This is a genomic window from Actinoplanes teichomyceticus ATCC 31121 (assembly GCF_003711105.1).
Lineage (GTDB): Bacteria > Actinomycetota > Actinomycetes > Mycobacteriales > Micromonosporaceae > Actinoplanes > Actinoplanes teichomyceticus.
Genome location: NZ_CP023865.1, coordinates 5,510,578 through 5,525,122 on the forward strand (window position 1 = coordinate 5,510,578; position 14,545 = coordinate 5,525,122).

The following is a 14,545-nucleotide window of genomic DNA, read 5'->3' on the forward strand; positions in this document are numbered from 1 at the left end:
AGCGCCGCACGACCCCCGCCAGAAACGCGGAATTCATCGCCACGGTGCTCCCCCACCGGCGGCACCTCGGCCGATGCCCGAGGGCCAGCCGAACGGGGAAGGCTTGCTCCCCGGAGAACCTCGGCAAGACACCTCGTGGGGAGCAGCGCAGGGGCACAAGAACGCCGGAAGACAGTCCAAACAAGGCCTCCTTACTACCGCGCTGCTCCCTCATCAGCGGAACACCGCCAGACTCACAGTCACCGAATGTAGTCGAGATGGATTGCCGATCCATGATGGACTTCACGGATCTGCCGAGAAGAGTGAATTCGATCATGGCTGGCAAAGGACTGCTTTTGCGCTTTTTGAATTGCTTTCTGATCTGCTATTCAAGATCTCGTAATCCGATTATCACCCTTCGGCGAGGTGTTCTTGAATGATTTTCTGAGCGGCCAAGACGCGGGCTCAGCGTTCCGGGACGCTTCGGCCTGGAAGGTGTTCAGACGCGCCGGATAACGGGCCGCCAGTTCATCATGACGCCGGGCGTGTCCCGGGCGTGTGGTGCTGGTTATGGTGATCGCCTATGCAGATCCGTGTGATCGCGCGTCGCGGACCATGGCTAGGCTGGGGCCGGTGAGGCGCCGACACGGTGGGAGGGCTGTGGAACCAAGTACGGTCCTCGCAGCCCGAGCCGACCGATGGTCGCGGGCGCGTCCACTGCTGGTGGATGGCCTTCTCACCGGTGTGATGTGGCTGGTGTTCGGCGTGTCCAGCGTGCTCGGCGGGCCCGCCGGACTTGTCGTGGGCACCGTGACTATTCTGCCGCTCGTTATGCGACGCCGATGGCCGGCCGCTCTGCTGGTGTGGTCGGCTGCGATCTTCGTGGTCCAGCTGGTGGTGCTACCTATTCCGCTGCCGGCCAACATCGCCCAAGCATTTGTGATCTACACGGTCGCCGCGCACGTCCCGTCGCTGCCGATCCGATTGTGTGCGCTCGGCGCAGGGCTGGCCGGCAGCCTCGCAGCCGGCTTCCGATGGAGCACCGAGCCGGACTACACCCGCAACGCCCTGGTCATCGCCGTGTTTCTCGCCGTGTTCACCGGGTTGATCTGGCTGATCGGGAACGTCGTTCGGGGTCGCGAGACCAACATGAGAGCGCTGAGCGAGGCCTATGCGCGGCTGGAGGAGAACAGCCGGCAGCGCGAGCGGTTCCTGGCACAGCGGGAGCGGGTCGCGGCCGCCCGGGAGATCCACGATATTGTCGCCCACTCGCTCACCGTCGTCATCGTGCAGGCCGACGGGGCCGAGTACGCCGCCGAGCATGCGCAGCCGTGGGACCGTGACCAGGCCCGGACCGCCCTCGCCACGATCGCGCGGACCGCGCGGACCGCGCTGACCGAGGTACGCGGCGTCATCGACGTGCTCCGCGATCCCGAAGCGGCCGACGACCCGGCCGGGCCGCCGGTGGGCCTCGCCGACCTGGAGCAACTCATTGCGGCGGTCCGGTCCGCCGGTCTGCCGGTCGAGTTCCACGTCGACCCCGCCGTGTTCGAACGCACGCCCGCCGCAGTGCGCTTCGCCGTGCTTCGGGTGGTCCGGGAGTCACTGACCAATGTCCTGAAGCATGCCGGGTCCCAGGCCGTGGCGCGGGTGGCCGTCGAGCGGGCACCGCAGGCCGTACGGGTGCGCATCGACGACGACGGCGTCGGCCGAGCCGTCGGCGTGGTGGCTGCCGCACCGGGTCACGGGCTCGATGGGATGCGGGAGCGACTGCGTGCCCTCGACGGTGCTCTGATGGCCGGTCCGCGTCCGGGCGGCGGATTCGGTGTGCAGGCCACCATCCCGGTCGCCGTCCAGGAGAGGCGATGATGAGCCGGCCAGAGCCGATCCGGGTCTTCCTCGTCGACGATCAGGACTTGGTCCGTGCCGGTTTCGCGATGCTGCTGGGCGCGACCCCGGACCTGCGGGTGGTCGGGTCGGTCGGTGACGGCCAGGCGGCCCTCGACGCGCTTCGGCAACCGGAGCACCGCGCCGATGTCGTTCTGATGGACATACGGATGCCCGGCCTCGACGGGGTGGAGACGACCAGGCGGCTACTCGCCGCCGCGGATCCGCCGCGAGTCGTGATGTTGACGACATTCGACTCCGACGACCTGCTCGTTGCCGCGCTACGGGCGGGCGCGTCCGGATATCTGGTCAAGGACGCCGGCCCCGCGGAACTGCTGTCGGCGATCCGGGCCGCGGCGGCCGGCGAGTCACCTGTCTCGCCACGGCTAGTCCGTCGTCTGATCGACTCGTTCGTCCTCGTGGCGCCGGCCGGGTCCACCGAAGACCGGCCGACCGCCGCGCCGTCCACTCTGACGCGGCTCACCGCCCGCGAACGCGAGATTCTCGCGGCGATCGGGTTGGGGTTGACCAACGCAGAGATCGCCGCACGGCTGCACGTGGCGGAGTCGACCGTCAAGACGCACATCGGCTCGGTGCTGCGCAAGCTGGAGCTTCGTGACCGGGTGCAGGCCGTCATCCTCGCGCAGACGCTCGAAGTGACAGACGGGCCGCTTGCGCCCGGCTGACACCGATCGCGGCAGCGCACGCGGCGGTGCCAAGCATCACGAACAGCCCCGAGTCGCCGCTGAGGTATTCGTTGACCACCACCGGCTGCTCGGTGGCGATCGGGATGGTCAGGGCGGCGAATGTGGCGTTGTGCGTAAAGTGGGCCAGCACGGCTGGCCACACGCTGGCGGACATGGTCCGCAGGTGGCCGATCAGGAACGAGAACGCGATCACGGAGCCGCTGAACAGCGTGAGTACCACGACCCGGTTCCCGTCGCTGTGGTAGTTCGGCGTGGACAGGATGTACGGCAGATGCCAGCCGATCCAGACGACACCGACGGTGAGCATTGCCGCCCGTTCGCCCAGGAAGGCAAGTCTCGGCTGCAGGTAGCCGCGCCAGCCGATCTCCTCCGCGAACGCCAGGACTGGGCCGGCGGCGCACAGCGCGAGCACGTCGGCCAGCCACGGCTGCTGCGGGGCGGCGAACCGAGCAAAGCCGAACGCGACGACCCCCACGGTCGCGAGCAGGCAGACGCCTGCGGTGGTGGCGATCGTCAGCGGCCAGTAGCGCAGCCCGAGCCGGCCCATCCCGAGCCGACGCCAGCCGTCACGCGTGTAGCCCTCGCGGGTGACTAGAAGGAGCATCACCAATACCACGAGCAGCGGAGACAGGGCCAGGATCAGCCCTCCTGCGACGTCGGCGGTCCCCAGCGAGACCCCCAAAACCAACAGGACGAAGACGATCGACGCGGCGCGATCGGAAAGCCTGGCTAACACGGGCGGACCTGCTTTCAGTAAGGTCCGCCCAGTGTCGGCGAGCGTCCGCCCCCTGCCATCCACCTGCGATCGGAACATCGAGGCACAGTGCATGCTGCCTCCCCCCAAGGTGCTAGCACCACCGTCGTACGACCCGGCGTCGGCGGACCGCCGATACGTGGCCGCCGATACACCGCTGAGGGTCGGCAGAGCCGATCACGCGCGGACACGGAATAGGAACGACTCAAGTGCGCGCATGAAGTCACGCGAGCACGGACTGAGTCAACGAGTCATTGAGCCGTTTTAGGCTCACGCTGGGACAGTGGCTCACGCGCCGATCCAGAGACCTGATCGGTGAACAATGAATCGGGTCACGTGGCCAAGATCGGTTTGACTATCATGCCGCAAAGAAATCGCCGCCTTCAGCGAGGCTGTCATGTTCTGCGGCCTGAAGGCTGGCCGTGCCCGGCACGCTGCTACACGCCCGCCACCTGCATACGGTGATGTCAAGGCGCGGACCTCTACACTCCGGCGATGGATGTCGTCTGGTCCGCGACAGAGCTGGGATCGCGCCGTTTCCGCCCTACACCGGTACGGTCTGACCCGGCGGAGTTGGACAACCACTTCCGCCAACTGCGCCGCCGCCGCATCCGTGGCTACATCGAAGTCGAGGTTGCGAACGTCGAGTCACCGCAGCTGACTATCGGTTTCCCCGGAGAGTACGCGGTGATCCATATGTTCGTCGTTGCCCCGGCCGCACAGTCCTTCCTGCTCGCCGGGGACGGCACTGTGCCTCACGAGGCATACGTCCAGGTGCCGGTCATGGATGAACTGGCACGCTTCACCGGCGACGTCGTCATGAATGTCCACCGCGCGTGGGCCCTGGTGCAAGTCTTTCTCCGTACCGGGCGGGCCGGCGAACTCGGCGAGTGGCACGCGCTTCAGGCATAGGCACGACGTAGAGGAGGACCGAGCATTTCTTGAGTCCTGGTCAACGGACCGTAGTTAAGCACTCACATGCCGCGATCCGCTCGCCACCCAGCGTCACGGCCACCGAGGGCCGGCTGACGCCCGCTCGTGCCGAGAAACGGATGCTGGCATCGGTTGACGCAACGCCTCGGCGCGTCCCTCGAGGCGTTCAGCGCTGCCAGTGACCACACCGTCCGCTCCCCACCGATCACCCGGTTCGGGGAGCAGCACCGCACGACCCCCGCCAGAAACGCCGAATTCATCGCCTCGGCGCTCCCCGCATCCCGGTCAGGCCGATGTCGGCTACCGCATGGTCGCCCGCCCGCTGTTCACCCGCCTCGGAGCCCATCATTGCCGGTGGGTGCTCGAGGCCGGCATAAGGCCCTTTTTGACGAGATCGATCACGTTGCTCTGATGGATCGCCTGGGTGACCTCTTTGCCGTCGGAGAAGTCCGAGCGGTGTCGAGTACAGGGTCCACCACGGAGGTCATGGGCTTGAAGGGGCCTCTTGCCATTCACTCTACACCGGTGTACGAATCGAAGTGCACCGATGTAATGAGGACCTGTCGGGACTGCCGGGAAGGCCTCAGTGGCCGATCCCGATGGTGAGGCGAGTGCCTTCAATGCGGGAGGTCTTGACGCTCTGAGAGGAGCAGCGACGCCATGTCACACAGCAGAGGCCTCCGAATGACCAGCCTTGTCGCGGCCGCGGCTTTGGCGGTGTCAGTCATCGCGGCCGCCCCGGCGGCTGCCGCGACTGACACATGGCATTCAAACGACGACGTCTATCACTACTTCAAGGTGCCGCAATCGGAGGCTGGCAGCATCGTCGGCGGAACGCCGGCAACGCTCGAACTGGAGGCGAACATCGGTCCGAGCGGCACCTGGTCGGCGCTCGCGCTGGACCCGAGTGGCTCGGACTACGCCGCGAACGTCGGTCCACTCGAGCCCGGGCTGTACCACTACCAGTACACCGCGACCATGCAGGACAGGTCGAAGGTGTCCTTCCGCCAGCCTGGCATTCCGGTGGCGGTGACGTCGAAGCCGAACTGGAACACCTTCTTCGTGCCGGGCGAGTCGGTCGCATGGATGGACGACATCGCTGCGGGTGGGACGGTGGAGGAGCTGTCCTACAGAAGCCCAGCGGCGGGAGAGAGCCGCACCGCCGTGGTGTGGACGCCGCCCGGCTACGACTCCGCCCGGGCCGAGGCGTACCCGGTTCTGTACCTGCTGAGCAGCGAGGGCCAGACCGCTCGTGAGTGGCTGGAGCTCGGCCGGGCGAAGCAGATCCTCGACAACCTGGTTGCAGGCAGGGACGCCAAGCCGATGGTGGTCGTGATGGCTGACGCCAATTCCGCCGACCCCCGCGCCGAGTTGCTGAACGCCATCGTCCCGGCAGCACGGGCCGGCTACAACATCTCGTCTCGGCCCACCAGTCAGGCGCTCGCCGGTGTCGGCACCGGTGCCGAGCAGGCAATCAGCGTCCTCCGCAGCGATGCCGGGGCATTCGGCTACGTCGGCTCCTTCTCCGGCTCCGCCGACGGCCCGATCACCAAGGCGGAGGCCAAGGCGATCAACAAGGGCACCAGACTGCTCCGCATATATGTCGGCAACACGCTCGACCCGTCCTACAACGACAACTACGACCTGCTGGTGGACCTGAAGAAATCCGGAGTGAAGTACGAGTTCGACGGCGTCAACCCCGACGACGCCACCTGGGACGCGTGGCGGGAGAACCTGCGGGACTTCGCCTCCCGGCTCTTCGGGCAGAAGGGCGCAGGCCACGGTGCCGGCAAGGGACACCGCCCGCTGCCCAAGCCGTACCAGCCCCCCGCGGCCGGGTCGATCACGACCCCGCACATCGACCCGCACGGCATCGTCACGTTCGAGACCGGCACCCAGTGGGCCGACGCCAAGGACGTCACGGTCTGGGGCAACTGGGCCCCGAACGGCCAGTGGTTCCGGATCCCGATGGCCAAACAGCCCGACGGCCGCTGGCGCATCACTGTCGGACCGCTCGACGGCTACTATTACTACCGGTACGTGGTCGACGGCGTCGACAAGAAGGACCCGGCCGACACCGTCAACACCCATGTGATGGAGTCGCAACTTTTCGTGCCGGGCAAGACCGACGCGATGCTCGCCGACGTCCCCGAAGGCAAGGGCGGCACGGTCTCGCTGATGACCTACAACGGAGGCCAGGGCGCAGAGCGCTACGCGTACGTCTGGACGCCGCCCAGCTACGATCCTGACCGCGAAGCTGCCTACCCGCTGCTGTACTTGTACCACGGCGGGGGCCAGAACTACGGCAGCTGGCTCGAGACCGGGCGGGCCAAGCAGATTCTCGACAACCACTATCTCAACGGGACAATGGTGCCGATGGTCGTGGTCATGCCGGACCAGAACGGCGTCGACTTCTGGACCGACCTCAGCCAGCACCTGATGCCAACCGCGGCGGCGAAGTACAATATCTCTACGGATTCGGATGAGCAGGCGCTCGCCGGTCTGTCGTGGGGAGCCATGAACACCCTCAGCACGTGGCTCAGCCACCCGGGCGAGTTCGCCTACATCGGTGCCTTCTCGGGCGGCCTGCTCTCCTACCCCACCGTCGATGTCCAGGCGGTCAACGCGAGCACCAAGTTGGCCCGGTTGTACTCCGGTGACGTCGACTTCACGTACTCGTTCACCCAGGAATCGATGCGGTGGCTGACCTCCCAGGGCATCGAGTACGAGTACGCCGGCACCTGGGTCGGACCGCATGGCTTCGACATCTGGACGGCGAACCTGGTCGACTTCGTGCCGCGGCTTTTCACGCCTGAGTACCGGTTCGGCGGAGTGCGGCCGCCGCTGGCCGGCGACGGCTCCGACGTCGTCAGGGCCGGACGCGCCGTGCCGGTCACGTTTACCCTGACCAGCGCGGACGGCAAGACGGTCACCGACGCGCGGCCGCGTCTCTACCTGGCGAGGACGACGGACGGTGTGGCCGGCGATCGGGTCCCGGCCACACCCGTTCAGAAGAATGCGGACAACACCGCGCGCTACCGCGCCGGCAAGTACGTCTTCGACTGGGACACCGGAGGGCTCGCCCGGGGCGCCTACGAGTTGCAGATCGACCTGGGCAGCTCGGTGCACGCCATCGCTCTGACCATCGACTAAACCGTGGGCCACACGGCCGGCCCGCCCCGGATCGGGGCGGGCCGGCCGCTGCGTCGGGTCTCATACGCTGGTCGACGAGCCGGCGAGCGGCGGGAGGGGCTGTGGCACGCAAGACCAACGGGTCGGCGACGATGCGCGACGTTGCCCGACTCGCCGGGGTGTCGATCAAGACGGTGTCCAACATCCTCAACGGCTATCAGTACGTGCGTCCGGAAACCCGCAAGCGGGTGGACGACGCGATCCGTGAGCTGGGCTACCACGTGAATGTGTCAGCGCGGAACCTGAGCCGAGGCCGGACCGGGGCGATCGCTTTGGTACTGCCGTCGCTGCGCGTTGTGTACTTCGCCGAACTTGCCGACGCCGTCATGCGAGAGGCGTCCCAGCGAGGTCTGACCGTGTTCATCGAGCAGACCAACGCCGAGCGCGACCGCGAGTTGCGGGTACTGGACGGCAGCTACCGGTCACGCTTCGACGGCGTGCTGTACTCTCCGCTCGCGCTGGGCCAGAAAGATCTCCCGCTGTTCGACGTCGACTTCCCCCTCGTGCTCCTGGGCGAGCGAGTGTTCGATAGCAACCTCGACCACGTCACGATGAGCAACCTCGAGGGAGCACGTGCGGCGACCGAGCAGGTCCTGGACCGAGGTGCGACCACGGTAGTTCCCCTGGGAGTCAAGCAAGACCCATCGCCGAGCAGCGGAACGCTGCGGTTCCAGGGTTTCCGGGAGGCTCTCCGGTCACGAGGGTTGGACGTCGACCCGCGCGCGATCATCGGTGTACCCGACTACTTTCACTCCACCGGCGCCACGACGATCGCTCGCATACTCGACAGTGGCGTCAAGCCCGACGCCGTTGTGGCGTTTGCCGACACACTCGCGCTGGGTGCACTCGCCGCCTTTCAGGACCGCGGCCTACGGGTCCCCGAGGACGTCCAGCTGATCGGCTTCGACAACATCGACGAAACGAACTACTCTCGACCTCCACTGAGCACCATCGACCCCGGACGCGACATGATCGCACACCGGGCAGTCGCCCTGTTGGAAGAGCGGATCCAGCTCCAGATCGACGGCGTGCCGCGAGAGAATCAGCCGGCGCCCCGGAGGATAGTCGTCGGCTTCGAACTGATTCAGAGGCAGTCGACGCTGCGCTGAGGCCGTTGAGATCGGGATGGAGCGCGGACCGGCCACCTCCCGATCGATGTGCCAGGTTCGATGTATATCAGCGGTATCACCTATCGGTGCAGCAGACCCCAGCGACCTGGTCCGCAGCGACGTCGGCGTGGAACGGGAAGTTCAACGGCAAGCTCAGCGGACGTGACCCGGCGCTGGTCGCATGGCGTTCGTCCGGCGGCAGCACCTCAACGGTCACGCGGTGAGATGCACCCCCGGAAAGGGCGGACGAGAGCTATCGAACAGAGGTTGCCTGCGGTGGCGCAGGTGCAGGTCGAAGAAGGCGAGCGGGTACGTCTGCTGGATCTTGACCGCCAGGCTCGGACGGAACATTCCGATCCACCCGGTCAGGTCCTGGTTCGTCATCCCGGTGAGCCGGGCCATCTGCGGCAGCAGCCAGACCGCGTCGGAGCAGGAGAGCTCGGTGCCGTCGTCGATCTGCAGGTCGCGGCGCCAGCCGTGCAGGTGGGTCCAGAAATCGGCGGCGCTGGAGCCGCCGACGCGCGTGAAGTCGGCGGTCATCATCAGGAACGGCCGGTCGATGTCGGCGGCGATCGGGGGTTGGCATTGCATCGGGCCGTCCAGGCTGAGCCCGGCCCGGATCCGCCGGTCGTCGATCATGGCCAGGGCGGTCGCGGTGCCGCCTTTGGAGAAGCCGAACATGCCGATCCGGCGCATGTCGAGGATCTCGGCCAATCCAGCCGGCAGCCGTCGGTGCTCCGCGTCGGGATTACGGCCGGCGGCGAGGTCCTCGATGCGGTCGAGCACGAACGGGATGTCCGCGGCGTGGTCCCGGGGCGTGGTCGACAGATCGTCGCCGGGGACGCCGAGGCGGCCGTCGGGGAATTCGGTGAACGCGTCGTACGTGGTGTCGACCGTGACCACGACGTAGCCGCGGCTGGCCAGTTCCTGCACGATGACGGTGGTTTCGCCGCGGTGGCCGTAGGAGCCGTGGGAGAACACGATCACGGGCCGCCGGCCGAGTGCCCGCAGCGCCGTGGCCCCCTCGCGGCCGGCCGTGAGCGGCGACGCGGCGACGTCGACCGGGAAACCGCTGTTGGCGAGCAGGCCGCGCATCGGGGCGTCCGGCAGCCACACCGCTGCCGGACAGCGGCGGGCGTCCGGGGTCGCCGGGTACCAGATGCTCGCCATCAGCTCGTGGTGGCGAGCCCGCCCGGCAACGCGGTCGGGCCGGGACGTGTCGATCAGGTGCAGTGACACGGTGCCGACCCGGTACGGGCCGGTCGGCGCGGGCAGCGTGAAGCGGGCCCGACCGGGCGCTGCGGAGGCGGGACATGCTGCGGTGAGCGACCCGGCGGCCCCGGCGGCGAGGGTGGCGGCGAGCAGCCGGCGACGGCTCAGGGTCATCGGTCCTCCGTGGTGGTCTCGACGCGGGCGATCAGCGTCCTGAGGCGGCCGATCTCCTCGGCGAGGGCGGTTTTCCCGGCGGTGGTGAGGGTGATCCAGGTGCGGGCGCGCTTGCCCTCGTAGCCCTTCTCGATGTCGACCAGGCCGGCCGTCTCCAGCACGCTCAGGTGTCTGGAGAGGTTGCCGGCGGTCAGGTCGAGATGGGTGCGCAGATAACCGAACTCGACCCGCCGTGCTTCGTGAGCGATCGCGAGGATGCCGAGCCGTACCCGCTGGTGCACCACCTCGTCGAGGCCGATGGTCGGGTGGCCGGTCGGGTCAGGGGCGCCGGTGTCGGCGGTCATCGCTGACTCCGGCGTGCCCGGGCGAAGGCGATCCCGGCCGCCAGGAGCGCGACGCCGATGACGAGCTGGGCCGGCGTCATCGACAGCCGCAGCTGCATGGTCGTCGCTGACATGAACGACGGGACCGCCCAGCCGGGGAGCCGCATGCCGTCGGTCGTCGGTAACACCAGCAGTACCAATACCAGGTAGCCCAGGGTGAACCCCAGCAGCGCGACGTTGCGTTCGAGGCGGGCCAGCACGAGCAGGGCAAGCCCGATCAGCCCCCACGGTGCGATCAGCCGGTCCAGAACGATCCACCAGAAGGGAACCGGACCGCCTCCGAAGGGCGGGTGGGTCGGGAAATAGGCGGCCGCCGCCGTGTACGCGGCCGTGAAGACGACGGCTGTCGCGGCTCCGGTGATCGCGTACGGCGCCACGCGGGCGCCCAGCCCTCGCGCCCGGGCGGCCCGTACATAGCTGACCGCGATCGCCGCGTAGGCGAGCAGGAGCGCGGGCGGCCAGTAGTAGAGCATTCCCCGGCGAGCGAACATGCAGCCGCTGCCGTCGCAGTGCACCCTCATGAAGAGCCAATCGAAGGGGATCGCCACGAGGGTCACCGCGGCGAGGACCAGCAGCGCCACATAGGTCAGACGCTGGTCGCGGCGTACGCGGTCGGTCAGGTGGCGTATGTCGAGGAGGAGACGCCGGGGATCATCGCCGGCGGCAACCGAGTCAGCGGTCATGGCAATAGGTTTGCACAGCAAACCTGTTTGCGCCAGCCCCCAGGCCATCGGCGGGCAGCACTGTGAAGCCGACCTGGCTCGGCGGCTTCTTCACGACCTCGACGGTGCGGTCCGGGTCGGCGGCTTCTTCACGACCTCGACGGTGCGGTCCGGGTCGGCGCAGGCGCGCCGACCGGATCCAGGACCTCGGCGGCATGCTGGACGTGCTGGGACGCAGGGCGTGCGCGGCAGCGCTTCACCGCACAGAGCGGGTGGTACCGGGTGGCGAAGCGAGTCATCGCGCACCGGGCCGGAGGCGGAGGTCGCACGACGAGCTCAGGCCCGGGAGAGCAGGTGGCTGACCTCGGGCGGGCCGTCCGCGAGAGCCCGGGCGCGCTCCTCGACGGCCTGATCCGCGCCGGTCAGCCGGCCGGTGTGCTGGCGCAGGTGCTCGTCCCAGCTGGGCACCAGATAGACCTCCACGAACCGGCCGGCGTGCTCGCCGTCGCGGAACAGCCCCCACCGCACCGCGCCGGTGCGCAGCCGGCTGCGGCGCACCGCCTGCATGGCCTCGATGAACGCGGTCTCGTGGGGCGGGCTGACCGGGTAGGCGGCGGTGACCAGGACCGGGCCGTCGTGCTCGTCGGGATCGAGGTCCAGGTGCGGCTCCGGCCAGTACACCGCCGGCTCGCGGTCCAGGCCGCTGGTGTCGCGCATCGGCCACCAGCGCAGCGTGACCGCCCCGGCCAGCATCAGCCCGGTGGCCGACATCAGCGCCGGCATCAGCCCGGTCAGGTCGGACAGCGCGCCCCAGGCGAGCGCCCCGGCGGCCTGGGCGCCGGCGAACACCATCTGGTAGACGGCCAGGCCGCGGGCGCGCACCCAGCCCGGCAGGAACAGCTGCATGGCGGCGTTCACGCTGGACAGCACCAGCACCCAGGCGAGGCCCGCGGGCAGCAGCGCGAGCACCACCGCGGTCTCCGAGCGCGCCAGGGCGAGCACGGCGAGCACGGCCGCGAACGCGAGGCCGGCGATCAGCAGCAGCCGGTTCAGCGACCAGCGGGCCCGCATCCGGGGCAGCAGCAGGGCGCCGGCCACCGCGCCGGCGCCGACGGCGGCGAGCAGCACGCCGTACCCGCCCGAGGCCAGGCCGAGGCGGCGGCTGGCGACCAGCGGCAGCAGCGCCCACAGCGCGCTGCCGGGCACCAGGAACAGCGCGGCGCGCAGCAGGATCCGGCGCACCACCGGGGAGTGCCGGACGTACCGGCTGCCGGCGCGCATCGCCGCGGCGAACGGCTCCGGCGCGCCGGCCGGCCCGCTGGCCGCGGGCCGCCAGCGCATGAGCACCAGGGCGAACAGCGCGAACGACAGGGTGTTGAGCCCGAACACCACACCGGTGTCGGTGCGGGCGATCAGCACCCCGGCCACCGCAGGGCCGACCGCCCGGGCCAGGTTCATGCTGATCGCGCCGAGCGCCGACGCGGACGCCAGCTGCGGGCGCGGCACCAGTTCCGGGATGACGGCCTGCCACGCCGGGGCGGTCAGCGCCTGCCCGGCCCCGAGCACGAAGGTGAGCGTCAGCAGCAGCGTGGCCGGCATGTGGTGGGCCAGGGTCAGCACGGTGAGCAGGAGCCCGACCGCGCTGAGGAACACCTGTACGGCGATGAGCAGCCGCCGCCGGTCGAAGGTGTCGGCCAGCGCGCCGGACGGCAACGCCAGCAGCACGATCGGCAGCGTGCTGGCCGTCTGCACCACCGCCACCAGGGTGTCCGTCCCGGACTGCTCGACCAGCAGCCACTGCGCGCCGACGGTCTGCATCCAGGTGCCGATGTTGCTGGCCAGCAGGGCCAGCCAGAGGCTGCGGAACGCGGCGATCCGCAACGGCGCCCAGGCCGGCTGCGGAACCGGGCGGACGGGAGGCGCTTGCGTGCTCATGCCACCCGTCTACCCGGGTCCGGCACGCTGTACCGCCACGTGACGTTCATCGACGGACACCGCGGGTACTCCCAGGCGGACGGAAAGGGCGGAGCCGACATGCTGGCAGGTACGCGCGAGTCGTATTGGATGGACACCACCCCGGCTACCACGTATCCGGCCCTGCCGGACGACATCGAGGCCGACGTGGCCGTGGTCGGCGGCGGAATCGCCGGGCTGTGCACGGCGTGGGAGCTGACCGAGGCCGGGCGCCGCGTGGCGCTCATCGAGGCCGACCGCATCGCGGCGGGCGTCACCGGCTACACCACGGCGAAGCTGTCGGTGCTGCACACGCTGATCTACGACCGGCTGCGCACGTCGTTCGACCGGGACGCGGCGCGGCTGTACGCCACCTCACAGCAGCAGGCGGTGGACCGGGTCGCCGAGCTGGCCGCTCGGCTGCGCATCGACTGCGAGCTGGAGCGGGTGCCGGCGTACACCTGGACCGAGTCGGCCGAGGGCGTGCCGCGGATCCGGGCCGAGGCGGACGCCGCCGCCGAGGCCGGGCTGCCCGCCTCGTTCGTCACCCGGACCGGCCTGCCGTTCCCGGTGGCCGGCGCGGTCCGGGTGGAGAATCAGGCCCAGTTCCACCCCCGCAAATTCCTGCTCGCCCTGGCCGAGGACCTGACCCGGCGCGGCGGCCGGATATTCGAGCGGACCCGGGCGACCGGGCTGCACGAGGGCGAGCCGTGCACCGTCACCACCGAGCACGGGCGCACGGTCACCGCGCGGCAGGTGGTGATCGCCACCCACTACCCGGTGTTCGACCGGGCGCTGCTGTTCGCCCGCCTGCAACCGCGCCGGGAGCTGGTGGTCGCGGCCGCCATCCCGGCCGGGCAGGACCCCGGCGGCGCCTACCTGACGCCCGAGCGGAACACCCGGTCGATCCGCACCGCGCCGTACCGAACCGGGCAGCGCCTGCTGATCGTCACCGGCGAACACTTCACCCCGGGCGAGGGCGACCCGGCGCAGCGGTGGGAACGCCTGATCGGCTGGACCCGGGAGCGGTTCCCGGACGCGGAGATCGGCTACCGCTGGGCCACCCAGGACAACACCACCACCGACGGGGTGCCGTTCATCGGGCCGTTCCACCCGGGCGCCGGCAACGTCTACGTCGCCACCGGATTCGGCGGGTGGGGCATGAGCTCGGGCGTGCTCACCGGCGCGCTGCTGACCGCGTACCTCACCGGCGCGGCGCCCGCGTGGGCCGAGCTCTACGACCCACGCCGGCTCGGTCTGGCCCGCGAGGCCGGCACGATGCTCAAGTTGCAGGCCAAGGTGGCCGGGCACTTCGTCGGTGACCGGCTGCGGCCGTCGCACGCCGACTCGGTCGACGACATCGCGCCGGGCTCCGGGGCGGTGGTGCGCATCGGCGGGCAACACTGCGCGGCGTACCGGGACCGGGCCGGCGAGGTCCACGCCGTGTCGGCCCGCTGCACCCACCTGGGCTGCCTGGTCGCGTTCAACGACGCCGAGACCGCGTGGGAGTGCCCGTGTCACGGGTCCCGGTTCGGCATCGACGGCTCGGTCCTGCAGGGACCGGCGAACCGGCCGCTGCCGCCGGTGCACCGGGAGTAAC

Annotated in this window: 12 protein-coding genes; 7 read left to right on the forward strand and 5 right to left on the reverse strand. The window is 69.4% G+C overall.

What is annotated here, in order from left to right; genetic code table 11:
- The first annotated feature begins 594 nt into the window (after nt 1–594).
- Both ACTEI_RS24345 and ACTEI_RS24350 read left to right on the forward strand, forming a co-directional pair.
- Nucleotides 595–1,848, forward strand: coding sequence for a sensor histidine kinase (locus ACTEI_RS24345; RefSeq protein ID WP_425321046.1), 1,254 nt, complete (start codon nt 595–597; stop codon nt 1,846–1,848).
- Nucleotides 1,848–2,552, forward strand: coding sequence for a response regulator (locus tag ACTEI_RS24350; protein ID WP_122982374.1), 705 nt, complete (start codon nt 1,848–1,850; stop codon nt 2,550–2,552). Before ACTEI_RS24345 ends, ACTEI_RS24350 begins: the two co-directional genes overlap by 1 nt.
- Here the strand turns inward: ACTEI_RS24350 and ACTEI_RS24355 are convergent.
- Nucleotides 2,500–3,387: a CPBP family intramembrane glutamic endopeptidase gene (locus tag ACTEI_RS24355; RefSeq protein WP_164466071.1), complete on the reverse strand. Its 888-nt coding sequence runs from the start codon at nt 3,385–3,387 to the stop codon at nt 2,500–2,502. The genes ACTEI_RS24350 and ACTEI_RS24355 overlap by 53 nt on opposite strands.
- Nucleotides 3,388–3,822: 435 nt before the next feature.
- Here ACTEI_RS24355 and ACTEI_RS24360 point away from each other — a divergent pair, with 435 nt between their 5' ends.
- The 4 genes from ACTEI_RS24360 (at nt 3,823) to ACTEI_RS37325 (ending at nt 8,785) form a co-directional block, all read left to right on the forward strand.
- Nucleotides 3,823–4,239 (forward strand): hypothetical protein, encoded by a 417-nt coding sequence (locus tag ACTEI_RS24360; protein WP_145830924.1) that lies wholly within the window; start codon nt 3,823–3,825, stop codon nt 4,237–4,239.
- Between the two features lie 705 nt (nt 4,240–4,944).
- On the forward strand, nt 4,945–7,413 hold the full coding sequence (locus ACTEI_RS24365; RefSeq protein WP_164466072.1) for an alpha/beta hydrolase-fold protein: 2,469 nt from the start codon (nt 4,945–4,947) through the stop codon (nt 7,411–7,413).
- Nucleotides 7,414–7,514: 101 nt separating this feature from the next.
- On the forward strand, nt 7,515–8,561 hold the full coding sequence (locus tag ACTEI_RS24370; protein ID WP_203723732.1) for a LacI family DNA-binding transcriptional regulator: 1,047 nt from the start codon (nt 7,515–7,517) through the stop codon (nt 8,559–8,561).
- A gap of 86 nt (nt 8,562–8,647) precedes the next feature.
- Nucleotides 8,648–8,785, forward strand: a complete 138-nt coding sequence (locus ACTEI_RS37325; RefSeq protein WP_164466074.1) for a hypothetical protein — start codon at nt 8,648–8,650, stop codon at nt 8,783–8,785.
- Here the strand turns inward: ACTEI_RS37325 and ACTEI_RS24375 are convergent.
- From ACTEI_RS24375 to ACTEI_RS24390, 4 genes are all read right to left on the reverse strand, one after another.
- Nucleotides 8,775–9,947: an alpha/beta hydrolase family protein gene (locus tag ACTEI_RS24375; RefSeq protein WP_122979784.1), complete on the reverse strand. Its 1,173-nt coding sequence runs from the start codon at nt 9,945–9,947 to the stop codon at nt 8,775–8,777. The two genes, ACTEI_RS37325 and ACTEI_RS24375, sit on opposite strands and share 11 nt — an antisense overlap.
- A complete protein-coding gene (locus ACTEI_RS24380) occupies nt 9,944–10,291 on the reverse strand; it encodes a transcriptional regulator (RefSeq protein WP_122979785.1) in 348 nt (115 codons plus the stop codon). Before ACTEI_RS24380 ends, ACTEI_RS24375 begins: the two co-directional genes overlap by 4 nt.
- On the reverse strand, nt 10,288–11,013 hold the full coding sequence (locus ACTEI_RS24385; protein WP_122979786.1) for a hypothetical protein: 726 nt from the start codon (nt 11,011–11,013) through the stop codon (nt 10,288–10,290). The genes ACTEI_RS24380 and ACTEI_RS24385 overlap by 4 nt, the downstream gene beginning before the upstream one ends.
- Before the next feature lie 315 nt (nt 11,014–11,328).
- Nucleotides 11,329–12,927 carry an MFS transporter gene (locus ACTEI_RS24390; protein ID WP_122979787.1) on the reverse strand — a complete coding sequence of 533 codons (1,599 nt, stop codon included), beginning with the start codon at nt 12,925–12,927 and terminating at the stop codon, nt 11,329–11,331.
- Nucleotides 12,928–13,026: 99 nt separating this feature from the next.
- Here ACTEI_RS24390 and ACTEI_RS24395 point away from each other — a divergent pair, with 99 nt between their 5' ends.
- A complete protein-coding gene (locus ACTEI_RS24395; RefSeq protein ID WP_122982376.1) occupies nt 13,027–14,544 on the forward strand; it encodes an FAD-dependent oxidoreductase in 1,518 nt (505 codons plus the stop codon).
- The last annotated feature ends 1 nt before the right edge of the window (nt 14,545 follow it).